This is a genomic window from Streptomyces sp. NBC_01244, from assembly GCF_035987325.1.
Classification (GTDB): Bacteria; Actinomycetota; Actinomycetes; order Streptomycetales; family Streptomycetaceae; genus Streptomyces.
Genome location: NZ_CP108488.1, coordinates 7,317,854 through 7,344,333, shown reverse-complemented (window position 1 = coordinate 7,344,333; position 26,480 = coordinate 7,317,854). Strand labels below are relative to the sequence as shown.

The 26,480-nt window shown below is 73.7% G+C and carries 26 protein-coding genes; 11 read left to right on the top strand and 15 right to left on the bottom strand.

The annotated features are described in order from the left end of the window. Positions 1–146: 146 nt before the first annotated feature. The 5 genes from OG247_RS32880 to OG247_RS32860 all read left to right on the top strand — a co-directional run bounded on the left by OG247_RS32880 (position 147) and on the right by OG247_RS32860 (position 4,422). Positions 147–1,778, top strand: a complete 1,632-nt coding sequence (locus tag OG247_RS32880; protein WP_327255593.1) for an AMP-binding protein — start codon at positions 147–149, stop codon at positions 1,776–1,778. Positions 1,779–1,782: 4 nt separating this feature from the next. Then, the gene (locus OG247_RS32875) at positions 1,783–2,592 is read left to right on the top strand and encodes a PaaX family transcriptional regulator (RefSeq protein WP_327255592.1); all 810 of its coding nucleotides are present in this window, start codon (positions 1,783–1,785) and stop codon (positions 2,590–2,592) included. Positions 2,593–2,618: 26 nt separating this feature from the next. Further along, a complete protein-coding gene (locus tag OG247_RS32870; protein ID WP_327255591.1) occupies positions 2,619–3,053 on the top strand; it encodes a hypothetical protein in 435 nt (144 codons plus the stop codon). Between the two features lie 74 nt (positions 3,054–3,127). Then, complete coding sequence (locus OG247_RS32865; protein ID WP_327255590.1) at positions 3,128–3,967, top strand: GNAT family N-acetyltransferase; 840 nt, start codon at positions 3,128–3,130, stop codon at positions 3,965–3,967. After that, entirely contained in the window at positions 3,964–4,422 is a 459-nt protein-coding gene (locus OG247_RS32860) for a hypothetical protein (RefSeq protein WP_327255589.1), read from the top strand. The genes OG247_RS32865 and OG247_RS32860 overlap by 4 nt, the downstream gene beginning before the upstream one ends. Positions 4,423–4,436: 14 nt before the next feature. On the opposite strand, the gene OG247_RS32855 is transcribed toward OG247_RS32860, so the two are convergent. Next, positions 4,437–6,767, bottom strand: a complete 2,331-nt coding sequence (locus OG247_RS32855) for a bifunctional salicylyl-CoA 5-hydroxylase/oxidoreductase (RefSeq protein WP_327255588.1) — start codon at positions 6,765–6,767, stop codon at positions 4,437–4,439. A 3-nt stretch (positions 6,768–6,770) separates the two neighbouring features. Continuing rightward, positions 6,771–7,598 carry an enoyl-CoA hydratase family protein gene (locus OG247_RS32850; protein WP_243331536.1) on the bottom strand — a complete coding sequence of 276 codons (828 nt, stop codon included), beginning with the start codon at positions 7,596–7,598 and terminating at the stop codon, positions 6,771–6,773. Positions 7,599–7,858: 260 nt separating this feature from the next. On the opposite strand from OG247_RS32850, the gene OG247_RS32845 reads away from it, so the two are divergent. Then, positions 7,859–8,284 (top strand): ATP-binding protein, encoded by a 426-nt coding sequence (locus OG247_RS32845; protein WP_327255587.1) that lies wholly within the window; start codon positions 7,859–7,861, stop codon positions 8,282–8,284. Between the two features lie 63 nt (positions 8,285–8,347). Here the strand turns inward: OG247_RS32845 and argF are convergent, their stop codons facing one another. The 5 genes from argF to OG247_RS32820 form a co-directional block, all read right to left on the bottom strand. Beyond that, a complete protein-coding gene (gene argF / locus OG247_RS32840; protein WP_327255586.1) occupies positions 8,348–9,358 on the bottom strand; it encodes an ornithine carbamoyltransferase in 1,011 nt (336 codons plus the stop codon). A 196-nt stretch (positions 9,359–9,554) separates the two neighbouring features. Then, entirely contained in the window at positions 9,555–10,784 is a 1,230-nt protein-coding gene (locus OG247_RS32835; RefSeq protein ID WP_327255585.1) for an arginine deiminase, read from the bottom strand. A gap of 96 nt (positions 10,785–10,880) precedes the next feature. Further along, on the bottom strand, positions 10,881–11,384 hold the full coding sequence (locus OG247_RS32830) for a hypothetical protein (RefSeq protein ID WP_327255584.1): 504 nt from the start codon (positions 11,382–11,384) through the stop codon (positions 10,881–10,883). 163 nt (positions 11,385–11,547) lie between these two features. Then, positions 11,548–14,118, bottom strand: coding sequence for a polynucleotide kinase-phosphatase (locus OG247_RS32825; RefSeq protein ID WP_327255583.1), 2,571 nt, complete (start codon positions 14,116–14,118; stop codon positions 11,548–11,550). Then, a complete protein-coding gene (locus OG247_RS32820) occupies positions 14,115–15,611 on the bottom strand; it encodes a 3' terminal RNA ribose 2'-O-methyltransferase Hen1 (protein WP_327255582.1) in 1,497 nt (498 codons plus the stop codon). The genes OG247_RS32825 and OG247_RS32820 overlap by 4 nt, the downstream gene beginning before the upstream one ends. A 68-nt stretch (positions 15,612–15,679) precedes the next feature. Between OG247_RS32820 and OG247_RS32815 the strand changes: the two genes are divergently transcribed. Then, positions 15,680–15,925, top strand: coding sequence for a hypothetical protein (locus OG247_RS32815; protein WP_327255581.1), 246 nt, complete (start codon positions 15,680–15,682; stop codon positions 15,923–15,925). A gap of 176 nt (positions 15,926–16,101) precedes the next feature. Continuing rightward, entirely contained in the window at positions 16,102–16,524 is a 423-nt protein-coding gene (locus OG247_RS32810) for a hypothetical protein (protein WP_327255580.1), read from the top strand. Here the strand turns inward: OG247_RS32810 and mmuM are convergent. After that, positions 16,511–17,422 carry a homocysteine S-methyltransferase gene (mmuM, locus tag OG247_RS32805; protein ID WP_327255579.1) on the bottom strand — a complete coding sequence of 304 codons (912 nt, stop codon included), beginning with the start codon at positions 17,420–17,422 and terminating at the stop codon, positions 16,511–16,513. The genes OG247_RS32810 and mmuM overlap by 14 nt on opposite strands. Before the next feature lie 14 nt (positions 17,423–17,436). Then, on the bottom strand, positions 17,437–18,360 hold the full coding sequence (locus OG247_RS32800) for an LLM class F420-dependent oxidoreductase (protein ID WP_327255578.1): 924 nt from the start codon (positions 18,358–18,360) through the stop codon (positions 17,437–17,439). Positions 18,361–18,562: 202 nt separating this feature from the next. Between OG247_RS32800 and OG247_RS32795 the strand changes: the two genes are divergently transcribed. Next, the gene (locus OG247_RS32795; protein WP_327257832.1) at positions 18,563–18,850 is read left to right on the top strand and encodes a hypothetical protein; all 288 of its coding nucleotides are present in this window, start codon (positions 18,563–18,565) and stop codon (positions 18,848–18,850) included. Between the two features lie 49 nt (positions 18,851–18,899). Here the strand turns inward: OG247_RS32795 and OG247_RS32790 are convergent, their stop codons facing one another. The 4 genes from OG247_RS32790 to OG247_RS32775 all read right to left on the bottom strand — a co-directional run bounded on the left by OG247_RS32790 (position 18,900) and on the right by OG247_RS32775 (position 22,224). Next, positions 18,900–19,385 carry a DUF6099 family protein gene (locus OG247_RS32790; RefSeq protein ID WP_243331552.1) on the bottom strand — a complete coding sequence of 162 codons (486 nt, stop codon included), beginning with the start codon at positions 19,383–19,385 and terminating at the stop codon, positions 18,900–18,902. Between the two features lie 124 nt (positions 19,386–19,509). Further along, a complete protein-coding gene (locus tag OG247_RS32785; protein ID WP_327255577.1) occupies positions 19,510–19,902 on the bottom strand; it encodes a nucleotide pyrophosphohydrolase in 393 nt (130 codons plus the stop codon). Beyond that, the gene (locus tag OG247_RS32780; protein ID WP_327255576.1) at positions 19,899–21,017 is read right to left on the bottom strand and encodes an ATP-binding protein; all 1,119 of its coding nucleotides are present in this window, start codon (positions 21,015–21,017) and stop codon (positions 19,899–19,901) included. The genes OG247_RS32785 and OG247_RS32780 overlap by 4 nt, the downstream gene beginning before the upstream one ends. A gap of 811 nt (positions 21,018–21,828) precedes the next feature. Continuing rightward, positions 21,829–22,224: a cell division protein SepF gene (locus OG247_RS32775; RefSeq protein ID WP_250742110.1), complete on the bottom strand. Its 396-nt coding sequence runs from the start codon at positions 22,222–22,224 to the stop codon at positions 21,829–21,831. 192 nt (positions 22,225–22,416) lie between these two features. On the opposite strand from OG247_RS32775, the gene OG247_RS32770 reads away from it, so the two are divergent. Further along, positions 22,417–23,145: a DUF2470 domain-containing protein gene (locus OG247_RS32770; protein WP_327255575.1), complete on the top strand. Its 729-nt coding sequence runs from the start codon at positions 22,417–22,419 to the stop codon at positions 23,143–23,145. Between the two features lie 111 nt (positions 23,146–23,256). Continuing rightward, entirely contained in the window at positions 23,257–24,177 is a 921-nt protein-coding gene (locus OG247_RS32765) for an NADP-dependent oxidoreductase (RefSeq protein ID WP_327255574.1), read from the top strand. A 238-nt stretch (positions 24,178–24,415) separates the two neighbouring features. Here OG247_RS32765 and OG247_RS32760 read toward each other — a convergent pair whose 3' ends face one another. Both OG247_RS32760 and OG247_RS32755 read right to left on the bottom strand, forming a co-directional pair. After that, positions 24,416–25,018 carry a hypothetical protein gene (locus tag OG247_RS32760; protein ID WP_327255573.1) on the bottom strand — a complete coding sequence of 201 codons (603 nt, stop codon included), beginning with the start codon at positions 25,016–25,018 and terminating at the stop codon, positions 24,416–24,418. Beyond that, entirely contained in the window at positions 25,015–26,364 is a 1,350-nt protein-coding gene (locus OG247_RS32755; protein WP_327255572.1) for an LLM class flavin-dependent oxidoreductase, read from the bottom strand. The genes OG247_RS32760 and OG247_RS32755 overlap by 4 nt, the downstream gene beginning before the upstream one ends. Positions 26,365–26,480 lie beyond the last annotated feature (116 nt).

The window sequence follows — 26,480 nt, the reverse complement described above, 5'->3', positions numbered from 1 at the left end:
CTATCGCGTCCTGTTGACTCCCGTCACCATGACGATACGCTCGTGCTGCGTTCGCACGGCCCGGCTCTTCCACTTCGGTCCACAGTCCATACGCAGGGTCCGGCCCCCACCCGGGGCGCGGGCCGTCGCAAGGGGGCGAACCCGCCTTGGAGCTCAAGCCTTCCGCTCACCGAGACACCTTCGCGCGCGATCACCTGCCGCCCGCGCACGCCTGGCCGCGGCTGCTCTTCGAACTCCCCGCTCTGGAGTACCCCGACCGGCTCAACTGCGGTGTGGAGCTGCTCGACGCCACCATCGCCCGGCTGGGCCCCGGCCGGCCCGCCTTCCGCGGCGCGGACGGCACGGTGTGGACGTACGGGGAACTGCACGCCCGCGTGGACCGGCTCGCGCACGTCCTCACCTCCGACCTCGGCGTGGTCCCGGGCAACCGGGTGCTCCTGCGCGGCCCGACCGGCCCCTGGCTCGCCGCGTGCTGGCTGGCGGTGATGAAGGCGGGCGCGGTGGCCGTCACCGTCCTGGCCCAGCAGCGTGCGCAGGAGCTGGCCACGGTGTGCTCGATGGCCCGGGTGAGCCACGCCCTGTGCCAGGCGGAGGTGGTGGACGACCTGGTGAAGGCGGCGGTGCCGGGTCTGCGGATCACCGCGTACGGCGGCGCGGAACCGGACGATCTGCTGCGTCTGGCGGAGCGGCATCCGGACCCCTTCCCGGCGGTGGAGACCTCCGCCGACGACGTGGCGCTGATCGCCTTCACCTCGGGCACCACCGGGCGCCCCAAGGGCTGCATGCACTTCCACCGCGATCTGCTCGCGGTGGCCGACACCTTCTCGCGGGAGGTGCTGCGCCCCCGCCCGGAGGACGTCTTCGCGGGCAGTCCGCCGCTCGGCTTCACCTTCGGCCTCGGCGGTCTGGTGGTCTTCCCGCTGCGGGCCGGCGCCTCGGCGCTGCTGCTCGCGGACGGCTCCCCGCGCCGGCTGCTGCCCGCGCTGGCCGAGCACCGGGTGTCGGTGCTGTTCACCGCGCCCACCGCGTACCGGTCGATGCTGGACACGCTGGGCCCGTACGACACGGGCGCCTACGACCTCTCCGCGCTGCGCCGCTGCGTCTCGGCGGGCGAGAACCTGCCGGCCGCCACCTGGCAGGCCTGGTACGAGCGCACGGGCCTGCGGATCATCAACGGGATCGGTGCCACCGAGCTGCTGCACATCTTCATCTCGGCGGCTGACGAGGACATCCGGCCCGGTACGACGGGCCGCGTGGTGCCGGGCTGGGAGGCCCGGGTGGTGGACGGGGCGGGGCTGCCGGTGGCGGACGAGGTGCCGGGGCTGCTGGCCGTACGCGGGCCGGTGGGCTGCCGCTACCTGGCGGACCCGCGGCAGGGCGAGTACGTACGGGACGGCTGGAACCTCACGGGCGACACCTACGTCCGGGACGCGGAGGGCTACTTCCGCTACGTGGCCCGGGCCGACGACATGATCATCTCGGCGGGTTACAACATCGCGGGCCCGGAGGTCGAGGAGGCCCTGCTGCGCCATCCCGACGTACTGGAGGCGGCCGTGGTCGGCCGCCCGGACGAGCGGCGCGGGCAGATCGTGGTCGCGTACGCGGTCCCCCGGGAGGGCGCGGTCCTCACCGAGGACGCCCTGCGCACCTTCATGCGGACCGAGCTCGCCCCGCACAAGTGCCCGCGCACCTTCGTCTTCCTGCCCGCCCTGCCGCGTACGGCGACGGGGAAGCTGCAACGCTTCCGGCTGCGCGATCAAGGAGAGCATTTAGAGTGAAGCCGTGGTCGAGCAGCACACCCCGCGATCTCTGATCGTCACGTTCTACGGCGCCTACGGGCGGGCCTTCCCCGGCCCGGTCCCGGTGTCCGCGCTGGTCCGCCTGCTGGGCGCGGCCGGCGTGGACGCGCCGTCCGTCCGCTCGTCGGTGTCCCGGCTGAAGCGGCGCGGCTTCCTGCTGCCCGCGCGGACCGGGGACCGCGCGGCGGGGTACGAGCTCTCCGAGGAGGCGCACCGGCTCCTGGAGGACGGCGACCGGCGGATCTACGGGGCCGCCCGCCCGGCGGAGTCCCAGGAGTGGCTGCTGGCCGTCTTCTCCGTCCCGGAGCAGGAGCGGGCGAAGCGGCACCTGCTGCGCTCCCGGCTCGCCGGGCTCGGCTTCGGCTCGGTGGCGCCCGGCGTGTGGATCGCCCCGGCGCAGTGGGACGGGGAGAGCCGCCGCACCCTGGAGCGGCTGCACCTGACGCCGTACGTGGAGCTCTTCCGGGGCGCCCACCTGGGCTTCGCCCCGACTGCGGAGTCGGTGGCCCGCTGGTGGGACCTGGCGGCGCTGGCCAAGCAGCACGAGGAGTTCCTCGACCTCCACGAGCCCGCCCTGCGCGCCCTGCAGACGGGCGCGGCCGTCCCCACACCGGAGGCCGCCTACCGCGGCTACCTCCTCGCCCTGGACACCTGGCGCAGGCTCCCCTACGCCGACCCGGGCCTGCCGCGCGAGCTGCTCCCCGCGGACTGGCCGGGAGACCGCTCGGCGGCGGTCTTCGCGGAACTGCACGAGCGGCTGCGGGACCTCGGGGCGGGCTTCGTGGAACCGTAGCGGGGACGGGGGCGTCACCTGGTCTCGTGACAGGAACCGAACAGCCCCCGCGAGGAGCCGGAGCCGAACCCTCGCCCCCGGCCAGGCCCCGCACGTGGCCCCACGTCCTCTCGCTGGCCGCTTCCGGGCTGCTGGGCGCGGCCGCAGGCTGCCTGGCGATCTCCCTCGCCTCCCACGCGCGCGCCTACTGCGACGCCGGGGCGGACGCGGGCGGCAGGACCGAGCTGACCCTCCTGCTCCCGGTCCTGGTGGTGGGCTTCGCATTCTGCGGGGTGCTGGTCGCGATGCTCACGCCGCGCCGGCACCCGCTGCTGCGGATGGTGCCGGTGGTGCTCGCGCTGGGGACCCTGGTGCTCTGGTTCTTCGCCGTCAGGGGCACCCTGGACGGCTATCCGGGGTACCCGGGCCGGTGCGGGCCGGACAACGTGCCGCCGTGGTGGCCGGGGTGGCTGCCGAGCTGACCCGGCGGGGCGGCCTGCTTCCGGCGGGCGGGAAAAGGGCTGTACCGCACGCCGGGCACGGGCGATCATGTGCCATGACGTGGACCTTCACCCCTGATCTGGCGGCCTGGGCGGCCGCCGCGCGCCCCGCCGTGGCGGCGCAGCCCGTGCCCCACACCCAGCTGGTCACGGTCATCGACGCGCTGGAGCGGCAGGGCCTGGACGTCTTCGGGTCCGAGCCGCCCCTCTTCGGCTGGTGGACCGGGGCCGACGGACGGGTCGCGGGCGCCGTCGTCCAGTGCCCGCCGCACCCGCTGCTGATCGGCACGCTGCCCGCCGAGGCGGTCCGGGAGCTGGGAGCCGCCCTCGCCTCCGAGCCGCTGCTCGCCGGGGTCGACGCGCTCAACGCCCGACGCGAGGACGCGAGGGTGCTGGCCGTCTCCTGGGGGAAGCCGAGCGAGGTCGTGGAGGAGAACCGTCTCTACCGGCTCGCCGGGCTCATCGCCCCCGACCCCGCCCCGGCGGGGAGGGCCCGCCCCGCCGGAGAGGCCGACCTCCCGCTGCTCCTGGAGTGGGTCACCGCCTTCAAGCAGGAGTCCGGCGAGGGCGGCGGCGCCTCCGAGGCGGCCCTGCGCGACCGGCTCTCGTACGGGGGCATGCTGCTCTGGGAGGACGCCGGGACCCCGGTCTCGCTGGCCGGGTTCTTCCGCCCGATCGACGCGGTGACCCGGATCGGCCCGGTCTACACCCCGCCGGAGCTGCGCGGCCGCGGGTACGCCGCCGGGGCCACCCACGCCGCGACCGAGGCGGCGCACGCGGCCGGGGCCTCGGAGGTGCTGCTCTTCACCGATCTGGCGAACCCCACCAGCAACCGTGTCTACCAGCGGCTGGGCTACACGCCGGTCGAGGACCGGGTGGAGGTGGCCCTGGCATGAGCACCCCCGAAACGGACGGCGAAGAACCGGTCGAACCGGTCGAACCCTTCTGGATGCTCGCCGCGAACGTGGTCCTGTGGCGCCGCTACGGCGAGGGCGGCCAGGGCCAGCGCCCGGGCACGAAGATGTTCAAGGGCGGGTCCAAGGTGTACGTCGGCACCACGCGGGGCGGCCTCACGGACTGCGAGGTCGCCGGGCGGCCGCGACACGGTCGCGGGTACCAGTGGTCCTACGTGGCCACGCGGCATCTGCACAGCTTCCGCCCCGTGCTCGTGCGCTCTCCTGCCCTACTGCGGATCGCCGAGTCGGGCTACCTGGACGAGGCGTACGCCCAGGACCTCGCGGTGCTCCTGGAGCGCCGCGCCTGGGAACTCCGCTCCGGAGCCTGGCCGTACTGGCCGCACCCGGAGCCCTGCCACTGCCACGAGTGCCTGACCCTGCGGCCACACCGATAGGCGGGGGGCTACGGCTACCCCCGCCCCGTCGGCGGCTTGCGGCTGCCGGCGAGGTAGGGGACGGGCCAGGGTGCGGCGGGACCGGCGTAGGACTGGTCGGCGGCCGCGTGCAGGGTCCAGTGCGGGTCGTAGAGATGGGGGCGGCCGAGCGCGCAAAGGTCCGCCCGGCCCGCCAGGAGCAGGGAGTTGACGTCGTCCCAGGAGGAGATCGCCCCGACGGCGATCACGGGGACGTTCAGGGCGTTGCGGATCCGGTCGGCGTACGGGGTCTGGTACGCGCGTCCGTACTCGGGGGTCTCCTCCGCCACCACCTGGCCCGTCGAGACGTCGATGGCGTCCGCGCCGTGGGCGGCGAAGGCTCCGGCGATGGCCACCGCCTCCTCGGGCGAGGTGCCGCCGGGCGCCCAGTCGGTGGCCGAGAGGCGGACCGTCATCGGCCGGTCGGCGGGCCAGACGGCGCGGACCTCGTCGAAGACCTCGAGCGGGAAGCGGAGCCGGTTCTCCAGCGGGCCGCCGTAGGCGTCGGTGCGGTGGTTGGTCAGCGGGGAGAGGAAGCCGGAGAGCAGGTAACCGTGCGCGCAGTGCAGCTCCAGCAGGTCGAAGCCGCTGTGGGCGGCCCGGACGGCGGCGGCGGCGAACTCGGAGCGGACGGCGGCCAGGTCGGCGGCGCCCATGGCCCGGGGCACGGCCGAGACGCCGGGGCGGTAGGGCAGTGCGGAGGCGGCCATCAGGGGCCAGTTCCCCTCGGGCAGCGGGGCGTCCATGCCCTCCCACATCACCCGGGTCGAGCCCTTGCGGCCCGAGTGGCCGAGCTGGACCCCGAGGGCGGCGCCGGGCGCCGAGGTGTGCACGAAGTCGGCGATCCGGGCCCAGGCGGCCGCCTGCCCGGCGGTGTAGAGACCCGTGCAGCCCGGGGTGATCCGGCCCTCGGCGCTGACGCAGACCATCTCCGTCATCACCAGGGCGGCCCCGCCCAGCGCGCGGGCACCGAGGTGCACCAGGTGGAAGTCGCCCGGCACCCCGTCGCCACAGGCGGAGCCGTCCGGGTCTCCCCCCTGCGCCGAGTACATGTCCATCGGGGACACCACCACGCGGTTGCGCAGGGTCAGCCCCCGCAGCGTGAACGGCGTGAACATCGCCGGGGTTCCCGCGTCGTCCGGGCCGCCCTCGGGGGCCTGGGGGCAGCCGAAGTCACGCTCCACGGCGCCGGTGAAGCGCGGATCGCGCAGCCGCAGGTTGCCGTGGGTGACGCGCAGGCTGCGGGTGAGGAGGTTGAAGGCGAACTGCCGGGCGGGCTGGTCCACGTACCCGGCGAGCTCCTCGAACCACCGCATGCTGGCGGCCGCCGCCCGCTGGGTGGAGGCCACGGCCGGCCGCCGCGCGGCCTCGTACGCGGCCAGCGCCGCCGGGACGTCCGGCTCGGTCTCCACCGCCCGCGCCAGGGCGAGCGCGTCCTCCACCGCCAGTTTGGTGCCCGAGCCGATCGAGAAGTGGGCGGTGTGCGCGGCGTCGCCGATCAGCACCGTATTGCCGTGCGACCAGTGCGCGTTGACCACCGTACGGAACTGCGTCCAGGTGGAGCCGTTGCCGCGCAGCGGCCGTCCCCGCAGGGCCTCGCCGAAGATCTTCGCGCAGCGCGCCGCCGATTCCGCCTCGTCGCAGAGGTCGAAGCCTGCGCTGTGCCAGACCTCCTCGCGCATCTCGACGATCACGGTCGAGGAGTCCGCCGCATAGGGATAGGCGTGCAGCTGCATGACCCCGTGCTCGGTCTCCGCGATCTCGAAGCGGAAGGACTCGAAGGGGAAGTCGGCGGCCAGCCAGATGTACCGGCACCGCCCGCCCGTCAGCGTGGGCCCGTAGTGCTCCGCGGCGGCTTCCCGGGTCGGGCTGTGCACCCCGTCGGCCGCCACGACCAGGTCGTACGAGGCCGCGAGCGCCTCGGGGCCGGGCGCCCGGGTGCGGAAGCGCAGCCGGACCCCGAGGCCGGCGCAGCGCTCGTGCAGGACCTCCAGGAGCCGGCGCCGCCCCAGCGCGGCGAACCCGTGGCCGCCGGAGGTCAGCAGCCGGCCCCGGTGCACGATGTCGATGTCGTCCCAGCGGACGAACTCGGCGCTCAGGGCCGCGTAGACCACGGCGTCGGCCGCTTCGATGCCGCCGAGGGTCTCGTCGGAGAGGACCACCCCGAAGCCGAAGGTGTCGTCGGGGGCGTTCTTCTCCCACACGTCCACCGCGTGTCCCTGCCGGGCCAGCAGTGCGGCGGCGTACAGCCCGCCCGGGCCCCCGCCGACCACGGCGACCCGCAGGGCGGCGGGTGTCCGGCCGGTGCTCATCGCGCCGGTGCTCATCGACTACCTGCCCTTCCACTGGGGCGGCCGCTTCCCGGTGAAGGCCGCGTGGAACTCCCGGTAGTCCTCGCCGTTCATCAGCAGCGCCTGGGTGTTCGCGTCGAGTTCCACCGAGGCGGCGAGCGGCATGTCCAGCTCGGCGGTCAGCAGTGCCTTGGTCTGCGCGTACGCGAGGGCCGGACCGGCGGCGAGGTGCGCGGCGAGCTCCGCTGCGCGCACGGAGGCCTTGCCCTCCTCGGTGACCTCGCTGAGCAGCCCGATCCGCTCGGCCTCCGGGGCCCTGACCTGCTCGCCCAGCATCAGCAGCCGGGTGGCGTGGCCGAGCCCGACGACGCGGGGCAGCAGGTACGCGGCGCCCATGTCCCCGCCGGAGAGGCCGACCCGGGTGAAGAGGAATGCGAAGCGGGCGGTGGGGTCGGCGATGCGGAAGTCGGCGGCCAGCGCGATGACGGCCCCGGCGCCCGCGGCCACGCCGTGGACGGCGGCGATGACCGGGAAGGGGCATTCGCGCAGGGCGCGCACGACCTGCCCGGTCATCCGGTTGAAGTCGAGGAGCTGGGCGGTGTCCATCGCGAGGGTGGCGCCGATGATCTCGTCGACGTCACCTCCGGAGCAGAAGCCGCGCCCTTCGCCGCCGAGCACGAGGGCGCGTACGGACCGCTCCCGGGACAGTTCGGCGAGCAGGTCGCGCAGGTCGGCGTAGGCACCGAAGGTGAGCGCGTTGAGCTTCTCGGGGCGGTCGAGGGTGACGGTGGCGACGCCGTCCCGCCGGTCCACCCGGAGGTGGTTCCAGCGTTCGGTCGCGGGTGTGGAACCGAGGAAGGGACTCACCCTCCCGAAGGTATCACCGGTCCATGACTGTCGTCAGGGAAGCGCGATAACCGGGGGTCCGCGTCCGGGCCGGGGCGCCACACGCACCGAAGGTCCCGAGCCGGTGTGCCCGACGTCCCTTGCGATCACGTCGGGGTGCCCTACGGCGGGACATTTTCACTTCGTATCGTTGAAAGCAGGATTTCTTACGCCGCACCCCGCACGAACCACGCCCCCACGACTCCACGGCCCCACGACCCGACGGAACGGATGGTCCTGCCTTGCCCGACGCCTCCGCCTGGCGGATAGCCCTGCCGCACACGACAGCGGCCGTACCCATCGCCCGCGCCCTCGTCCGTACGGCCCTCGCCGACATCGACGCACCCGCCGACAGCGACACCGCCGAACTGCTCACCGCCGAACTGGTCGCCAACGCCGTGGAACACACCCCCGGCGACGCCCCCATCGAGCTCGTCGTGGAACTGCTGGCGAACGGCTGCCAGGTCGAGGTCCACGACGGGGATCCACTGCCCCCCGCCGACCTGTCCACCCCCGCCCCCGCTCCGGACGACGCCCATCCCGACCCCTGGCAGGAGCACGGCCGCGGCCTGCTGCTGATCCGGACCCTGAGCTCGGCCTGCGGCCACCGCGCCACCCCGCACGGCAAGGCCGTGTGGTTCACGCTGCCGTCCCGGCCGGCCCTCTAGCTCCTCTGGCCTTCCGGCCTTCCGGCCCGCCGGCCCCGGCGGCCCCGCCGGCCCGGCGCATGACTATGCGGCCCGCCCCTCCAGGGTCGCGACGAGCACGGCCTTGATGGTGTGCAGCCGGTTCTCGGCCTCGTCGAAGACGACGGAGTGCGCCGATTCGAACACCTCGTTCGTCACCTCCAGCGACTCCAGCCCGTGCCGCTCGTGGATCTCCCGGGCCACCTTGGTGCCGAGGTCGTGGAACGCCGGCAGGCAGTGCATGAACTTCACGTCCGGGTTCCCGGTGGCGCGCAGCACGTCCATGGTGACGGCGTACGGGCTCAGCGCCTCGATCCGCTCGTCCCAGACCTCCTTGGGCTCCCCCATGGACACCCAGATGTCGGTCACCACGAAATCGGCCTGCGCGACACCCTCCGCGAGGTCCTCGGTGAGCGTGATCCGGGCGCCGCTGGCGGCCGCCAGCTCGCGCGCCGCGGCCACCACGGGCTCTGCCGGCCAGTAGTGCCTCGGCGCGACGATCCGTACGTCCATGCCCAGCAGGGCGCCGGTCACCAGGTAGGAATTGCCCATGTTGAAGCGGGCGTCGCCGAGGTAGGCGAAGGCGATCCGCTCCAGCGGCTTGGCGCAGTGCTCGGTCATCGTGAGCACGTCGGCCAGCATCTGGGTGGGGTGCCAGTCGTCGGTGAGGCCGTTGAAGACGGGCACGCCGGCGTGGGCGGCGAGCTGCTCGACGGCGTCCTGCGCGTCACCCCGGTACTGGATGCCGTCGAACATCCGGCCCAGCACCCGCGCGGTGTCCTTGACCGATTCCTTGTGGCCCATCTGGGAGCCGGAGGGGTCGAGGTACGTGGTGTGGGCGCCCTGGTCGGCGGCGGCGACCTCGAAGGCGCAGCGGGTGCGCGTGGAGGTCTTCTCGAAGATCAGGGCGATGTTCTTGCCCTGGAGGCGGCGCCGCTCGGTCCCGGCCTTCTTGGCCGCCTTGAGTTCGGCGGCGAGCTCGACCAGGCCGCGGAACTCGGCGGCGGTGAAGTCGAGCTCCTTGAGGAAACTGCGGCCGACAAGATCGGTGGCCATGGGGGCGCTCCAGAGTCATGGTGACAGGGGATGCTGGAAGTCTATACGACGGCCTGTATTGATATACAGAGCCCTCGCGTACGAACCCGGCCCCGGCCTGCCCCTTGTCCCGGCCTCCCCTGCCCCGGCCCCCCTGGCCTCCCCCACCCTCCCCGCCCCGCCCTGCCCTGCCCTGCCCCGCCCCGTCCCCGGCCGGCTAGGCCACCGCGTCCCGCTCCACCGGACAGCTCATGCAGCGCGGCCCGCCCCGCCCCCGCCCCAGCTCGCTGCCCGGGATCTCGATCACCTCGATGCCTTGCTTGCGCAGGTGGGTGTTGGTCGTGACGTTCCGCTCGTACGCGACGACCACGCCCGGCTCCACGGCGAGCACGTTGCAGCCGTCGTCCCACTGCTCGCGCTCGGCGGCGTGCACGTCCTGGGTCGCCGTGAGCACCCGGATCGCGTCCAGCCCGAGGGCCGCGGCGATGGCCCGGTGCATGTGCTCCGGCGGGTGGTCGGTCACCTTCAGCTCGCTCGCCCCGGCGCCGGGCTCGATCGTGTAGGAACGCAGCATGCCCAGGCCCGCGTACTGGGTGAACGTGTCCGCGTCGACCATCGTCATCACCGTGTCCAGGTGCATGAACGCCCGGCTCTTGGGCATGTCGAGCGCCACGATCGTGGTCGCCGACCCGGCGGCGAACAGCCCGCGCGCCAGCATCTCCACCGCCTGCGGGGTGGTCCGCTCGCTCATCCCGATCAGCACGGCGCCGTTGCCGATGACCAGGACGTCGCCGCCCTCGATGGTGGAGGGGTAGTCGGCCTGCCCCTGGGACCAGGTGTGGAAGGGGCCGGAGCCGGTGAAGAGCGGGTGGTGCTTGTAGATGGCCTCGAAGTGCACGGTCTCGCGCTGCCGGGCCGGCCAGCGCATCGCGTTGATGGACACCCCGTCGTAGATCCAGGCGGAGGTGTCCCGGGTGAAGAGGTGGTTGGGCAGCGGGCCCAGCAGGAAACCGTCCAGCTCCAGGGCGTGGAAGCGGACCGACACCGGCTCCGCGTGCCGCTCCAGGAACTCCCGCTTGGTCATCCCGCCGATCAGCGCCTCGGCCAGGTCCGCCGAAGGCAGTCCGCCGAAGACGGCGCGCAGGTGGTCGGTGGCGAGCGGACCGTACTCCTTCTCGTCGAAGACCCGGTCCAGGACGAGGTGTCTCGCCTCCGGGATGTCCAGGGACTCGACCAGCAGGTCACCGAAGAGGTGGACCTCCACGCCCCGGTCGCGCAGTACGTCGGCGAAGCCGTCGTGCTCCTGGCGGGCCCTGCGCACCCACAGCACGTCGTCGAAGAGCAACGCGTCCTTGTTGCTCGGTGTGAGCCGCTTCAGCTCCAGGTCGGGCCGGTGGAGGATGACGCGGCGAAGCCGCCCGGTCTCGGAATCGACATGGAATCCCATGCCGTACACGTTCGCAGACCGGGCGGCTTTTTGACGTGGCGTCGGCCCAGCGGCTTCGGCCCCGCCGGATCCGGCGGCGGGCGGGGGCCCGCCGGTTCAGCGCAGGCCGAGCAGCGCCTCCGGGGTACCGGTGAGGTCCGGGGCGATGACGCCCAGCGCGGGGGCGGTCACGTTCGGCAGCCCGTGGTTGGACGCGTCGGGCATGGTCAGCGGGGAGCCGACGAGCAGTCCCGGGGTCCGGGTGCGCATCGTGGTCGCGGGGGCGTCCAGCGAGCCCTCGCCGTCCGTCTCGGGCTTTCCGGCCAGGTTCGGCACCGGGGAGGTGAGGAGGGTGTTCCCGAGCTCGGTGCCGATCGGCACCGCCGGCAGCAGCGGGGTCGGCAGCATGTCGCCCTTGTGGAAGCGGGGCGCCTCGGGCGCTCCGACCACGGGCAACGGGACTCCGGTGGCCAGGTGCGGGAGCTTCACGCCGAGCGTGTCCCCCGCCGCCTCCAGGGGGACACCCACCGGGACCGCGTCGGCCACGGCCGGGGTGGCCGCGCCGGCCGCCGCCATACAGGTCAGGAGTGCCGCAATGCTTCCGCGCGCGGTCATCTTCATAGGTGACGTTCCGTCCTTCCAGGGTCGCGGACATTCCGCTGCCCTGGATGAACGATCCCGCCGGTGGTTTTCCCGGAGTTCTCCGCGAAAGTTCCCCCATACGACCTAATGAGCGGCCGTACGGGGGTCCTCCCTTGACGCCGGGTGGTCCGGCCGGGCGCAGTCAGAGCCGCGGGTCCACCGGCTCCGACTCCAGCGCGAGGACGGCGAAGACCGCCTCGTGGACCCGCCACAGCGGCTCCCCGGCCGCCAGCCGGTCCACGGCCTCCAGGCCGAGCGCGTACTCGCGCAGGGCGAGCGAGCGCTTGTGCCCGAGGTGGCGCCCGCGCAGCCGCTCCAGGTGGTCCGGACGCGTGTACTCGGGACCGTAGATGATCCGCAGGTACTCGCGTCCGCGCACCTTCACCCCCGGCTGCACGAGCCGGCCCTTGCCGTCCTTGGCGTACGCCTGGAGCGGTTTGACGACCATGCCCTCGCCACCGGCGGCCGTCAGCTCCAGCCACCAGTCGGTGCCCGCCCGTACCGAGGCCTCGTCCGCGGTGTCCACCAGGATCCGGCCGGTGCGGCGCAGCAGTCCGGTCCCGGCGGCCTCGTCGGCGGCGACGAGCCGGTCCAGCCAGAACAACTGCTCGTCGTGGGGTACGGCCGCCAGCGAGCGGCCGGCCGCCGCCAGCAGCTGGAACGGGGCGAACCGTACGCCGTCCAGCCCGTCGGTGCTCCAGCAGTAGCGCCGGTACGCCTCGGTGAACTTCGCCGCGTCGGCGGCCCGCCCATGCTGGCGCTCCAGGAGCTCCCCGGTGTCGACGCCCCGGGCCGAGGCCGCCTCCAGGGCGGCGATGGCGCCGGGGAACACGGCGCCGGAGGCCGCGCCGACGGCGGCGTACTGGTTGCGCAGCAGGCCGCCGGACTTCAGCGACCAGGGCAGCAGTTCGCCGTCGACGAGCAGCCAGTCCGTGGCGAGCTCCTCCCACAGCCCGGCGTCGGTGACCGCCGAGCGGAGCCGGGCGAGGACCTCCTCGGTGACCTCGGGGTCCTTGAAGAAGGGCCGTCCGGTACGGGTGTAGACGGACCCGGTGGGGCCGTCGACCCCGAACTGCTCGCGGGCCGCGGCGGCGTCCTTGCAGAGCAGCACGGTGGCGCGGGAGCCCATGTGCTTCTCCTCGCAGACCACCTGGGCGATGCCGTCCTTGCGGTACTGGGCGAAGGCCTCGGCGGGGTGCTCCAGGTAGCCGTCCTCCGAGGAGGTGGCGGTCGGCGCCATGGTCGGCGGGAGGTACGGCACCAGGCGCGGGTCCACGGCGAAGCGGCTCATCACCTCCAGGGCGGCGGCCGCGTTCTCCTCGCGGACGTTGACGTTGCCCAGGTGCCGGGTCTCGACGATCCGGCGGCCGTGGACGTCGGCCAGGTCGAGCGGACGGCCATCGTGGCCGCCGGGCACCTCGGTGACGAGCGGCTTGACCGGCTCGTACCAGACCTTCTCGGCCGGTACGTCGACCAGTTCGCGCTCGGGCCAGCGCAGTGCGGTCATCTTCCCGCCGAAGACGGCTCCGGTGTCGAGGCAGATGGTGTTGTTGATCCAGGCGGTGTTCGGGACCGGTGTGTGGCCGTAGACCACGACGGCCTTGCCCCGGTAGTCCTCGGCCCACGGGTAGCGCACGGGCAGCCCGAACTCGTCGGTCTCGCCCGTGGTCTCCCCGTACAGGGCGTGCGAGCGCACCCGGCCGGAGGTGCGGCCGTGGTACTTCTCGGGCAGCCCGGCGTGAGCGACCACGAGCCTGCCGCCGTCGAGGACGTAGTGGCTGACCAGGCCCTGGATGAAGGTGCGGACCTCCTGGACGAACTCCTCCGGCTCCCCTTCGAGCTGCTCGATCGTCTCGGCGAGGCCGTGGGTCCGCTGGACCTTGGACCCCTTGAGGTGACGGGCGAGCTTGTTCTCGTGGTTCCCGGGCACGCACAGGGCGTTGCCGGAGCCGACCATGCCCATCACCCGGCGCAGCACGCCCGGACTGTCCGGGCCGCGGTCGACGAGGTCGCCGACGAACACGGCGGTACGGCCGTCCGGGTGGGCGCCGTCCTGGTAGCCGAGCTTGGCGAGCAGGGTCTCCAGCTCGGAGGCGCAGCCGTGGATGTCGCCGATGATGTCGAAGGGGCCGGTGAGGTGGGTGAGGTCGTTGAAGCGCTTCTCCAGGACCACCTCGGCCGAGTCGACCTCCTCGGGCGTGCGCAGCACGTGGACCTTGCGGAAGCCCTCGCGCTCCAGGCCGCGCAGCGAGCGCCGCAGGTCGCGGCGGTGGCGCTGGATGACGGCGCGCGGCAGCTTGGCCCGCTCGGGGCGGGCGGCGTTGCGCTCCGCGCAGACCTCTTCGGGCAGGTCGAGGACGATCGCGATGGGCAGGACGTCGTACTCGCGGGCGAGCTGGACCAGCTGCCGGCGGGACTCGGCCTGGACGCTGGTGGCGTCGACCACGGTGAGGCGGCCGGCGGCGAGCCGCTTGCCCGCGATGTAGTGCAGGACCTCGAAGGCGTCCTTGCTGGCGCTCTGGTCGTTCTCGTCGTCGGCGACCAGGCCCCGGCAGTAGTCGGAGGAGATGACCTCGGTGGGCTTGAAGTGCGTGCGGGCGAAGGTGGACTTGCCCGAGCCGGTGGCCCCGATCAGGACGACGAGGGACAGGTCGGTGACGGGAAGTACGCGCTTGCGGTCGGTGGTGGCGCTGGTGTCGGTGTCGGTGGTCATGCTGCCTCGCCCTCCTTCGGGGTGCCGGTGGTGCCGGTGGTGCCGGTGGTGCCGGCGTTGAGGGTGAAGACGGCCATCTGGGTCGGCGGCCCCACCTCGGGGTCGTCGTCCCCGACGGGGACGTACTCGACGCGGTAGCCGTGCCGGGAGGCGACGTCCCCGGCCCAGGCCCGGAACTCCTCGCGGGTCCACTCGAAGCGGTGGTCGCCGTGCCGGACGTGCCCGGCGGGCAGCGTCTCCCAGCGGACGTTGTACTCGACGTTCGGGGTGGTCACCAGGACCGTGCGGGGGCGGGCCGAGCCGAACACCGCGTACTCCAGGGCGGGCAGCCGCTCCAGGTCCAGGTGCTCGATGACCTCGCTGAGCACGGCCGCGTCGTAGCCCACGAGCCGCTTGTCGGTGTACGCGAGCGAGCCCTGCGTCAGGCGGACGCGGGAGCTCTGCCGCTCCCCCATCCGCTCCAGCCGCAGCCGCTTCGCGGCGATGTTCAGCGCCCGGACGGACACGTCCACGCCGACGATCTCGGTGTACGTCGGGTCCTTGAGCAGCGCCTGCACCAACTGGCCCTGGCCGCAGCCCAGGTCGAGGACGCGGGCCGCACCGGCCGCTCCCAGCGCGGCGAGGATCGCCTCGCGTCGCAGCACGGCGAGCGGTACGGGCTTGTCCTCCGTGTCGCTCGCCTCGTCGACCGCGTTGTCGAGCTCCTCCACCTCACTGCCGTCGGCCTCGGCGAGGCGGACCAGTTCCAGCCGCTCCAGGGCGTCCTGGGTCAGCCGCTTGTGGCGTGCCAGGTAGCGGGAGGTGATCAGCTCGCTCTCCGGGTGTTCGGCGAGCCAGCCGTCCCCGGCGCGCAGCAGCTTGTCCACCTCGTCGGGGGCGATCCAGTAGTGCTTGGAGTCGTCGAGGACGGGCAGCAGGACGTACAGGCCGCGCAGCGCGTCGGACAGCCGCAGCTCGCCCTCCAGGACCAGGCGTACGTACCGGGAGTCGCCCCACTCCGGGAAGGTCTCGTCGAGCGCGACCGGGGTGGCCGTGACCGAATCCCAGCCGAGCGGGCCGAACAGCCGGCGCACGAGCTCGGCGCCGCCCCGGGCGGGCAGCACCGGGATCTCGATGCGCAGGGGGCGCACCTCGTCGGGCAGCTCGGGGCGGGCCGCGCACTGCCCCTTCAGCGCGCTGCGGAACACACCGCTCAGCGCGACGGCCAGCAGCGAGGAGGCGGCGTAGGGGCGGTCGTTGACGTACTGCGCGAGCGCGGCGTCCGGCGTGCCGCCCTGGCCCTTGCCCTGACCACGTCGCACGAGCGCGACCGGGTCCACTTCCAGCAGCAGGCCCGCCGTGCACCGCTCGTCCGTGGCTTCGGGGTAGAAGACGTGGGCGGTGCCGTGGGAGGTGGAGAACGCCTGCGCCTTGCCGGGATGCTTGTGCAGCAGGAAGCCCAGGTCGGTGGCGGGTCGCTCGGCCGTGCCGGTCGTGGAAATCGTCAGGAACATGCGAGCGATTGTTGCTGGTCAGCGGTGTTGCCCGCGCCCTATTTTCCGGCGGCGCCTACCGTCGAATCATGAGTGGCATCGTCGTTGTGTACGAGCTCGACCAGCCGGTGGCGGGGTCCGTCCACCGGGTGCACGCCGCGCCCACCGCCCCGGGAGGCGGCTCCGCGCGCGGCCCGCGGACCATGTGCGGCAAGGACACCTTCGCCATGGAAACGGCCGACTGGAAGCCGTCCGACCATCCGGACGCCTGGTGCCCGCCGGAGTACGCCGACTCGGTGTGCCCCGGCTGCGAGGCGGTGATGAGCGAGGACTAGAGCCTGTCGTCAAACTCCGCGATCGGGTCCCTCATCGGGTCCCGTGCCGGGTCCCGTGTCGGGTCCTCAGGGTGATGACGTCTCCATCATGACAGGTCAGAGGCCGTTTTCGTAGGACGGACGGCACAGCCGATCAGCCTTGTCCGGGGCCCCGCGCGGATCACAAAATCTCCCCTATGAATCCCACGGAGAACATCAATCACGACGCCGTGCTGCGAGCCCGGGTGGCGCTCCTCGGATCGGGCACGCTGCCCGTCCGGGAGCGGGTGGCCGCCTATCGCGTCCTCGTCCGGGTGAGTCCGTTGGCCTATCTGCCGCTGCTGGCGGCCGCGTTGTTCGCGTACAGCCGTCAGGAGTTCGCCCACCGGCCCGGGATAGCACTCAGCCTGCGCGCCGAGTCCGTCGCCGCCGCACGCCGGATGTGCGCGCTGGAACCCGAGGAGACCCAGCTCCTCCTCACCGCGCTGGTGCACTACCGCGAACAGCTGCTCCTGATGGAGCGTCCGGAGGAACTGGCCGCCGTGGAGGCGGAGATGGGCACGCTCGTGGCCTCGGGCGGCGGATCGCCGGGCGTGCGCTGGGACCTCAGCGGAGCGTAACGGCCAGTTCCGCGATGCGGTCGGGGCCGATGCGGCAGCAGCCGCCGATGAGGCGGGCGCCGGTGCGGTGCCAGGCGGCCGTGGGCCAGGGGGCCGGGGTGGCCGGGGCCTGCCAGGTCTGGGTCGCCGCGTCCCAGACCGAGCCGTCGTTGGGGTACGCCAGCAGCGGTTCGGCGGTGACGGCGGCGGCCGCTTCCAGGGCGGGCAGGACCTCCGCCGGGTCGCAGCAGTTCACGCCGACGGCGATGACCTGCGGGGACCCGGCGGCGAGGGCGAAGGCCTCGGTCAGGGGCTGGCCCGCCCGGGTGCGGCCGCCCTCCACCGTGTAGCTCAGCCAGGCCCGGGCGCCGGTCTCCGCGAGGACGGTGAGCAGGGCTTCGGCCTCGATGGTGTCCGGGACGGTCTCCAGCGCCAGGACGTCGGGGCCCTCGGCCAGCAGCGCCGCGATCCGGGGCCGGTGGAAGCCGGCCAGCTCGCGCACGCTCAGGCCGTACCGGCCCCGGTACTCGGAGCCGTCCGCCAGCACCGCCCCGTACGGGCCCACGGACGCGGCGACCCACACCTCGTGCTCGGCGGCCCGGGCCGCCGCGTCGGCCAGCCGGACGCTGCGCCGCAGCAGGGCCGTCGTACGGGCCGGGCCGTAGCCGCGCCGGGCGAAGGCGGCGTACCCCACCTGGTAGCTCGCGGTGATCAGCACCTCGGCGCCGGCCCGCGCGTAGGCGGTGTGGGCGGCCGTCACCTGCTCCGGCCGCTCGGCGAGGACCCGGCCCGTCCAGAGGCCTCCGGACAGGTCGCAGCCCTGGTCGGCGAGCTGGTTGCTCAGCCCGCCGTCCAGGAGCACGGTCCGCCCGCCGGGGCCGGCCAGGGCCTCGGCGAGCGGACGGGAGGCGCGGGGCACGGTCGTCTCTCCCGTCAGCCGAGCTGGGACTGGACCCGGGAGGAGATCAGCTCCAGGTGGTCCAGATCGCCGAGGTCGAGCAGCTGGAGGTAGAGGCGGGAGGAGCCGACCGCCTCGTAGGCTCCGATCCGGTCGACGACCTCGGCCGGGGAGCCCGCCAGGCCGTTGGCCTTGAGCTCCGCCACGTCGCGGCCGATCGCGGCGGCCCGCCGCGCCACCTCGGCGTCGTCCTTGCCCACGCACACGACGAGGGCGTTGGAGTAGACGAGGTCGGCGGGCTTGCGGCCGGCCTGCTCGGCGGCCGCGCGAACCCGGCCGAACTGCCGCTGGCTGTCCGCGATCGATGCGAAGGGCATGTTGAACTCGTCCGCGTACCGGGCGGCGAGGCGCGGGGTGCGCTTCGCGCCGTGGCCGCCGATCAGGACCGGGATCTTGTCCTGGGCCGGCTTGGGCAGCGCCGGGGAGTTCTCCACCTGGTAGTGGACGCCCCTGAAGTCGAAGGTCGCGCCGGGCTCGGTGGCCCACAGGCCGGTGACGATCTCCAGCTGCTCCTCCAGCCGGGCGAGGCGCTCGGCCGGGAAGGGAATGCCGTACGCCTTGTGCTCCTCCTCGAACCAGCCCGCACCCAGGCCGAGTTCGATCCGGCCACCCGACATCTGGTCGACCTGCGCGACCTGGATGGCGAGCACGCCGGGGAGCCGGAAGGTGCCGGCCGTCATCAGCGTGCCCAGCCGGATCCGCTTGGTCTCGCGGGCCAGGCCCGCCAGGGTGATCCAGGCGTCGGTGGGACCGGGCAGACCGTCGGCCGCGCCCATGCTCAAGTAGTGGTCCGAGCGGAAGAAGGCTCCGAAGCCCAGGTCCTCGGTGGCCTTGGCGACGCTCAGGAGGGTGTCGTAGCTCGCGCCCTGCTGGGGCTCGGTGAAGATACGGAGATCCATGTCTCCATCCTGCCCTTTCGGCCCCGGCCGGGTGAATCTGAGTCCACCGGGCACTCCCCGCTGCCCGCGCCAGTGACCAGCCCGGATGGGGATCGTTGGCTCGGACGGAGCCGGACCGCCCGGCCCGCGCGCCGGCGGCCTTCGCCGGTGCGTCCACCGCCCCCTTCCACCTCCCGGAAGGGCCAGGGCCGAGGAGGCCGCCATGTCCCAGGAGTCCGCGCCGGAGACCCACCGGCAATCCCGTCAGGACTGTGAGACCGGGCAGGCAGCGCACGACCACGCACGCCAGGAGCCCGCGGTACCCGCACAGGGTGGCGCGCCGAAGGGCCTGCTGCAGCAGATGGAAGAGCTGATGGCAGCGCTGAACGCCGACCTCTCGCAGCTCGACGCCGACCTCCAGTCCTCGACCGACCGCAGCCCCGGCGCTGCGCTGTCCCAGGGGCGCCGTACCCCGGAGAGCGAAGACCGCCCGTCCTGCCGGCCCTCCTGACCGCCCGGGTCCCGTCGCGCGCGGCGGGACCCCACCGAAACACCCCGGCTCAGGCCACGCCGGAGGCGGATCCCCGCTCGCGCACGGCCATCCGCCGCAGGATCGCCCGGACCCGGTCGCTCGACTCGTCGGCCGCGTCTATCGACTCTATGCACTGCCAGTACAGACCCTCGTCGTCCGTCCCGCAGGCCACTCCGACCAGCGCTATGCCCACCTCGCCGAGCAGCGCCTGGAGCCCGAGCAACGCCTGCCGGGCGTCCGTCACCTCGGTCAACTGCGCCGCGCGCGGCGGGAGATCGGGCGCATAGCCCTCTCCGCGCAGGGCCGCCCGGTCGAGTACCCCGCAGCCTCTTCCCCCCGCTTCACCCAGCCCCCGTGCCTCCGATCTCAGCTCCGGCGGTCCGGTGACCGCCAGCCAGCTCCCTATCCCCTGCGCGAGGGCCTGCGCCTGCCAGGCCTCGCCCACGATGTCCCATGCAGCCCCGCTCTGCGCCAGCGCGTGCCGGCCGGCTGCGATGAGCCGTACCGCGTCCATATGCCGTCCCCCGTCCGCACGACATCTTGCCGTTCTCTCCACTACCCAGAGTGAGGGCAACGGGCCGGTAAAGCCAGGGGTATTCGGAAATTGTGGACACCGAAGATGGTTGTGGATATCGCCATCACTCCGAAGAGTGACGATCTGCCCCCGGAGCGCCCGGGACGGGGAACCTCAGCTCGTTCCGCTCGATCTTCGCGGCGAGCGCATCCAGCACATCGACCCCGAGGACCTCACAGAACTGCAGCAGGTAGGCGAGCACGTCGGCCACCTCATCGGCCACTCTGTGTGCGGTGTCCGGCTCCTCCATGACCGCGGCGGACTGTTCCGGCGTCAGCCACTGGAAGATTTCCACCAGTTCGGCCGCCTCGACGCTCAGCGCCACCGCCAGGTTCTTGGGCGTGTGGAAGGGCTCCCACCCGCGCGCCGCCGCGAACTCGGCGAGCCGCCGCTGGAGCCGGTCGATCCGCTCGTCGGCTCCCCTGTCGTCCTCGGTCACTCCACGCTCTTCAGTCATGCACCCAGGTCTACCACCGAGATCCCCGCGACCCCCCGGGCGGCCGTCGCGCAGGCCTCGCCCGCCGAGGCCGCCAGCCTGACCTGCCCGCGCCCGCAGGCCAGTACGGCCAACCGCAGCAGTTCGGCGGTCTGCCGGCCGTCCAGGTCCCGGTCGAAGCCGTCCGCGAGCACCGTCAGCACCTGGCGTGCGGACGGCAGTTCGGCCGCCGGATCCACGTCCAGGACCCCCGGCCCCGTCAACAGCACCAGCGCGAGGGCCAGGAAGCGCAGCTCGCCCGCGCCCAGCCGGGCCAGCTCGGTGGCGGGCCTGCCCGGCCCGCGGTCCAGCAGGCCGGTGACCGGGCCGCCCTCGGGGGCCCGTACGTCCAGCCCGGCCACCCACCCCGCGCAGCCGGTACGGGCGGCCCCGGTCAGCAGCCCGTACCGGGTGCCGCACTCCAGGCGGGTCCGGCGCAGCACGTCGGCCAGGTTGGCGCAGTCGCCCAGGAGCCGCCCCTCCCCCGGCACGACCGGCTCCCGCATCCGCTCCGGGCGGGGGTCGCAGGGGAACACCGAGCGCAGTGCGACCACCACTTGCTCGGCGGCGGCCAGCACCTGCCGCTGCCCCTCCGTGGCCCCGGCCACGCGCAGCGGGAGCAGCGCGGTCCCGAGCCGGTCGTCGGGCAGCGGGGCCCGGGTGACCCCGGTGGCTCCGCCGGTCAGCCAGGCCGCCTGGACGGACCGTCGCCCGGGGTCGCGCAGCGCGGTGGCGAGGAGGACCTGTCCGCCCGCCGAGAGCCGTTCGCCGACGATCCGCAGCGCGGGCTCCGCCTGGACGGCGAGGTCGAGCCGGACCGGCCCGGCGGGGCCGTCCACCGTACAGCCGATCCGGAACCCCCGGCGCCGCTCGGCGTCGGGCACCGCCCGGTCGGGGATCCGCGCCCGCGGGTCGGGGAACACCTCGTCGAGGGTGGCCCCGGCGCCCAGGGCGGCCAGCGCTCCGTAGGCCTCCAGCACCTGGGACTTGCCGCTCCCGCTCGGCCCGGCGAAGAGGGTGACGGGACCGAGGGCGAACCGGGCCCCGCGGTGCGCCCCGTAGGCGGAGAGCCGCAACTCGGTGACGGCCGGCCGCAAATGCGTGGCGCCTGCGGCGGGCGGAACCTGACCCGCGGCCGGGGCCGGAGCCTGGCCCGGGGCCGGGGCTTGAGCGGGAACCCGCCCCAGGGCCGGGGTCTGACCCGGGGCCGGGACTTGGGCCGGGGCCGGAACTTGGGCCGGCGCAGGCGCCGAGGCCGAGACCGGAGCTGCGGCAGGAACGGGGGCCAACCCCTGAGCCGGAACCGGGGCCTCGGCCAGGGCCAGGGTCGGGGTCGGGGTCGGGGCCTGAGCCTGACCCGGGGCCAGAGCTTGAGCGGGAACCCGCCCCGGGAGGGGGACCGGGGCCGGAACTTGGGCCGGCGCAGGCGCCGAGGCCGAGTCCGGAGCTGCGGCAGGAGCCGGATCCCGGCCCACGGCTAACCCCGGACCAGCAACCACGGCAGAAGCCGCAGAGGCGGTGGGCGCGGCCGCCACGGCCGCAGGCACAGCAGAAGCCGCAGGAGTGGCAGGTGCGGCCTGCACGGTCGCGGGTACGGCGGAAGCGGCGGGCGCGGCCCGCACGGCCGCGGGTACGGCGGAAGCCGCAGAAGCGGCAGGTGCGGCCCGCACGGCCGCGGGCACAGCCGTAGCCGCAGACGCGGCGGGCACGGCCGCCACCGCCACGGCGGAAGCCGCAGAGGCCGCGGGCGCGGTCCGGGCGGCCGGGGGTGCGGCGGGGGCCGCGGGGGTGGCTGCGGGCACCGTGGGAGGGGCCGCGGGAACGGCGAGGCGCGAGGTCATGCGCGGGACGGTACGGCCCGCCGGACCCCCCGTGGGTCCGGCGAACCGTTCCGCCCTCGGGACCTTCCTACGATCGGGGGACGGCCGCGGCCGCGATCCCCTCCACCTCGGTCCCGACGGGCGCCAGCAGGAAGACGTTCCGGTCGACCCGGTGCATGCCGCTGCCCAGCCCGAAGACCACGCCGCTGCTGAAGTCCAGGATCCGCTTGGCCACTTCGCCGTCCGCGCCCGTGAGGTCCAGCAGCACCGGGATCTGCGCGATCAGGTACTCCGCCACCTCCCGCGCGTCCGCGAAGACCTGGACCCGGATCACCACGAAGCGCCGCTGCTCCGCCGCGGACGCCCCCGGAACCGTGGGGATCGTGCGGTGATCCACCCGGGAGGGCCACTCGTTGCGACTCCGCAGGGGGACCACCTGCGCGAGCCCCTCCCACTGTTCGTCGGTGACGTCGTACCTGCTCACCAGGCCGCCTCGGCCTTGCGCTTCATGTGCATCCCCCCATCCTCTCGCGTTTCACCCGTTCAGCCCAACACCGACACGAGGCAGCTGAGTCACCCCGCCGACCGCCCCCGTCTACCCCCCACCCGTCGAGTAGGTTAGGTTAGGCATACCTAAGTACGCGCCATCTCGCCACTCGGGACGACGGAGATCCACATGCACCTGCCCCTGCCGCTGCCCACCGACGCCGAGCGGGTCCGGTCCGTCCTGGCCGCCGCCCACTCCATGACCGTCGTCACCGACGGCCGGCGCACGGAGATCCGCCACCTCGACGGCACCGACCCCCTCGGCCGGCTGCACCTGCACCCCGCCGAGCCGGGCGGCTGCGCCGAGCACCGCCCCGCGATCCGGATGGAGTTCACGGACATCGCGCCCACCCCCGTACGGGATCGCGTGCGCGCCCGGGTCACCCTCGTCGGCCGCCTGCTCACCCCTTACACCGACGGGGGCGACGGGGCCGACGGGGGCTCCGACTCCACCTGTGTGGAGTTCGGCCGGGCCGTCCTCGAGACCCCCGACGGCGCCCGCTCGTACGTCGGGCTCGACGAACTCGACGCGGCCCGCCCCGACCCGCTCGCGTTCTACGAGGCCGGGATGCTCACCCACCTCCTCGACGACCACGCCGAACTGGTCACCCTCCTGCTGCGCCTGGTCCGGCCGCAGCCGGCCGCGGACCCGGCGGCCGGGTCCGCCGTCCTGCGCGCGCTGCCGCTCGCGATGGACCGGTACGGCATCACCCTGCGGCTGGAGGAACGGCGCGGCCACCGCGACGTGCGGATCCCCTTCCCCTCCCCGCTCGACGACGTGGAGCAGTCCGGGGCGCAGATCCAGGCCCTGTTCAGCGCGGCCCGGCGCAGCTCGCACCGCAACACCCTGCCCGCCTGAGTGTTCCTGCCTGAGCGTCCCCGCCCGCGGCCTCCGCCGAGAACCGGCCATTCCGGGGAAGGAGCACCGAACCCCGGAACAACGCTCCCCCGGCGGCCCGTTGGGAAGATCATGAAGGCAATCACATACACCGCATACGGAACGCCTGACGTCCTCGCCCTCACCGAGGTTCCGGAGCCCAAGGTCGGTCCGGGCGAGGTCCTCGTCCGCGTCAGGGCCGCCGGGGTGAATCCGGTGGACTGGAAGCTCGCCGCCGGATACCTCGACGCGATCCTCGAGGTCCGCTACCCGGTCATACCCGGCTGGGACGTCGCGGGCGTCGTCGAGGCGGTCGGCGAGGACACCTTCGACTACGCCGTCGGCGACGAGGTGTACGGCTACGTCCGCAAGGAGTGGGTGGAGCTGGGCACTTACGCCGAGCTGGTCTCCGCGCCCGTCCGCACCCTCGCCCGCAAGCCGCGCGAGCTGACCTTCGAGCAGGCCGCCGGCGTCCCGCTGGCCGGGCTCACCGCCTACCAGTCGCTGACCCGCGTGGGGCTCAAGGCCGGCGAGACCGTGCTCATCCACTCCGCCGCCGGCGGCACCGGTTCCCTCGGCGTGCAGATCGCCGTCGCGCTCGGCCTGCGCGTCATCGGCACGGCCGGCGCGCACAACCACGACTACCTGCGCTCCCTGGGCGCTGAACCGGTCCTGTACGGCGAGGGCTTCGCCGACCGGGTCCGCGAGCTGGCGCCCGAAGGGGTGGACGCCGCCCTGGACTTCTTCGGCGACGCCGTCGTCCCGGCGCTCCAGTCCCTGGTCAAGGAGCGGCACCGGGTGGTGTCCATCGCCGACTACACCGCGGCCGCCCAGGGCGCGCACCAGCTGTGGGTCCGCCCGGACACCGCCGACCTGACCTACCTCGCCGAGCTCGCGGACGAGGGCCGGCTCACGGTCGACGTCGCGCACGCGCTGCCGCTCGCCGAAGCGGCGAGGGCCTGGGAACTGAGCGCCACGGGCCGCACCCGCGGCAAGATCGTCCTGACCGTCTGACCGGGCCGGGTCCTCCGGGACCGGACGGGTCAGCGGGGACACGAACAGCGCGTCCACCGGGCAGTTGGCCTCGCACAGGAAGCAGGTCTGGCAGTCCTCCTGCCGGGCGAGCAGCGGGATCCCCTCCGGTTCCCGCTCGAAGACGTCGGTCGGGCACACCTCCACGCACTTGTCGCCGGGGGTCCCCCCAGGCCGGAGGCCGAGGGGGCGATGCACCGCTCGGCCGAGACCAGTTCGATCATGCGACCAGCTCCGCCGGCCGCGTCCACACCCGGTCGAGCCCGCCGGTCACGATCCGGTGGTGCTGTGCCGGGTCCTGCCCCGGGTGGTCGAGCCGGCGGGCCATTCCGCGGCTCTCGGTGCGGGCCAGCGCGGAGGCGTACATCCAGCGGGCGTGCGCCGTCATGGCCGCCGCCTGGCGGACCTTGACGAGCCCGGCGTCCTCCCCGCGGAGGGAGCGCAGCTGCGCCCAGACCTCGTCGAGGGCGCCGAGCGAGCCGGTGAGCACGGAGCCGCGCCGCAGGTGGTTCTTGTCGTACGGCAGCACTTGCTCCTGGACGAGGCGTACGAGTTCCCGTGCCTCTCCGGGCCCGGCCGCGGACCCGGCGCCCCCGGTGGGCCGCAGGCCCGCCCCGCCGGCCCCGGTGACCCGGCCCGGCCCGAGCCGAGGGAGCGGGCGTACCGGGCCGCGCCGGCCCCCGCCCAGCTGCCGGAGGACATCGCCCAGGCGGCGTTGTGGCTGCCGCCTCCGGTGAAGCCCGGCCCCGGCCGCCTTGAGGGCGGCCCAGGCGGCGGCGGGGCCCCCGCCGACGACGAGCACATCGGCGACGTGCTCGCTCACGCTCCGGTCCCGGGAGCCGCTCCGGCTGACGCGTAGCGGTTGGCGGGGCGGGCCAGCCCGTAGTTCTCGCGCAGGGTGCGGCCGGTGTACTCGGTGCGGAAGAGCCCGCGGCGCTGGAGGATCGGCACGACCTGGTCCACGAAGTCGGTCAGCCCGGTGGGGAGTACGGGAGCCATGATGTTGAAGCCGTCGGCGGCCCCCTGGGTGAACCACTCCTCCAGCTGGTCGGCGATCTGCTCGGGCGTCCCCGCGAAGACGCGGTGGCCGCGGCCCGCGCCCAGGCGGGCGATCAGCTCGCGCAGGGTGAGGCCCTCGCGGCGGGCGAGCTCGGCGACGAGCGTGAAGCGGCTCTTGTTGCCGTTGATGTCCCGCTCCTCGGGCAGCTCGGGCAGCCCGCCGTCCAGCGGCAGCCCGCTGAGGTCCACGCCCAGCATGTTGGAGAGCTGGGCGAGGCCGTACTCGGGGATCTGGAGCTCGGTGAGCTCCTGCTCCAGGGCCCTGGCCTCGGCCTCGGTGGAACCGATGACGGGGGCGATGCCGGGCAGGACGAGCAGCTCGTCCTCGGAGCGGCCGTACTTGGCGAGGCGGGACTTGAGGTCCTTGTAGAAGGTCTGCCCGTCGGCGAGGGTCTGCTGGGCGGTGAAGACGGCCTCCGCGTACTGGGCGGCGAACTCCTTGCCGTCCTCGGAGGATCCGGCCTGCACGAGCAGCGGGTGGCCCTGCGGGGAGCGGGGCACGTTGAGCGGTCCGGCGACCCCGAAGTAATCGCCGCGGTGCGCGGCGGGGTGGAGCTTGTCGGTGTCGGCGTAGATGCCGTTCTCCTTGTCGAGAACGATCGCGTCGTCCTCCCAGCTGTCCCAGAGTTTGGTGGCCACGTCGAGGAACTCGCGAGCGCGGTCGTAGCGGAGGTTGTGCTCCAGGTGCTCGTCCCGGTTGAAGTTGCGGGCCTCGTCGACGCTGCCGGAGGTGACGATGTTCCAGCCGGCGCGGCCGCCGCTGATGTGGTCCAGGGAGGCGAACTTCCGGGCGGTGTTGAAGGGCTCGTTGAAGGTGGTGGAGACGGTGGCGATGAGCCCGACGTGCTCGGTCACGGCGGCGATCGCGGAGAGCAGGGTGAGCGGCTCGAAGCCGCCGACGGCGTTGTAGCGGGCCTTGCCCCAGAGGGCGACCCCGTCGGCGAAGAAGATCGAGTCGAGCCGTCCGCGCTCGGCGGTGCGGGCCAGTTCCTGGAAGTAGCGCAGATCGGTGATCCGCTCGGGGCTGCTGGCCGGGTGGCGCCAGGCGGCGTCGTGGTGCCCGGCGTTCATGAGGAAGGCGTTGAGGTGGAGGGTCCGGGGTGCGGTCATGTCGTGTCCTCGGTTGGGATCCGGGCGCGCGGCGCCCGCAGGGGTGGTCGTGGCGGGCCGGACGGCCGCAGGGGTGGTCGTGGCGGGCCGGACGGCCGCAGGGGCCGCCGGGCGGT

Excerpts from the sequence above, each read along its gene's own strand:
- OG247_RS32815 (WP_327255581.1), top strand. The coding sequence starts at position 15,680 with ATGAGTGGCATCGTCGTTGTGTACGAGCTCGACCAGCCGGTGGCGGGG.
- OG247_RS32835 (WP_327255585.1), bottom strand. The coding sequence starts at position 10,784 with ATGGGATTCCATGTCGATTCCGAGACCGGGCGGCTTCGCCGCGTCATC.
- OG247_RS32800 (WP_327255578.1), bottom strand. The coding sequence starts at position 18,360 with ATGGATCTCCGTATCTTCACCGAGCCCCAGCAGGGCGCGAGCTACGAC.
- OG247_RS32855 (WP_327255588.1), bottom strand. The coding sequence starts at position 6,767 with ATGAGCACCGGCGCGATGAGCACCGGCCGGACACCCGCCGCCCTGCGG.
- OG247_RS32790 (WP_243331552.1), bottom strand. The coding sequence starts at position 19,385 with ATGGACGCGGTACGGCTCATCGCAGCCGGCCGGCACGCGCTGGCGCAG.
- OG247_RS32860 (WP_327255589.1), top strand. The coding sequence starts at position 3,964 with ATGAGCACCCCCGAAACGGACGGCGAAGAACCGGTCGAACCGGTCGAA.
- OG247_RS32820 (WP_327255582.1), bottom strand. The coding sequence starts at position 15,611 with ATGTTCCTGACGATTTCCACGACCGGCACGGCCGAGCGACCCGCCACC.
- argF (WP_327255586.1), bottom strand. The coding sequence starts at position 9,358 with ATGGCCACCGATCTTGTCGGCCGCAGTTTCCTCAAGGAGCTCGACTTC.
- OG247_RS32785 (WP_327255577.1), bottom strand. The coding sequence starts at position 19,902 with ATGACTGAAGAGCGTGGAGTGACCGAGGACGACAGGGGAGCCGACGAG.
- OG247_RS32830 (WP_327255584.1), bottom strand. The coding sequence starts at position 11,384 with ATGAAGATGACCGCGCGCGGAAGCATTGCGGCACTCCTGACCTGTATG.
- OG247_RS32825 (WP_327255583.1), bottom strand. The coding sequence starts at position 14,118 with ATGACCACCGACACCGACACCAGCGCCACCACCGACCGCAAGCGCGTA.
- OG247_RS32765 (WP_327255574.1), top strand. The coding sequence starts at position 23,257 with ATGAAGGCAATCACATACACCGCATACGGAACGCCTGACGTCCTCGCC.
- OG247_RS32795 (WP_327257832.1), top strand. The coding sequence starts at position 18,563 with ATGTCCCAGGAGTCCGCGCCGGAGACCCACCGGCAATCCCGTCAGGAC.
- OG247_RS32755 (WP_327255572.1), bottom strand. The coding sequence starts at position 26,364 with ATGACCGCACCCCGGACCCTCCACCTCAACGCCTTCCTCATGAACGCC.
- OG247_RS32770 (WP_327255575.1), top strand. The coding sequence starts at position 22,417 with ATGCACCTGCCCCTGCCGCTGCCCACCGACGCCGAGCGGGTCCGGTCC.
- OG247_RS32810 (WP_327255580.1), top strand. The coding sequence starts at position 16,102 with ATGAATCCCACGGAGAACATCAATCACGACGCCGTGCTGCGAGCCCGG.
- OG247_RS32865 (WP_327255590.1), top strand. The coding sequence starts at position 3,128 with ATGACGTGGACCTTCACCCCTGATCTGGCGGCCTGGGCGGCCGCCGCG.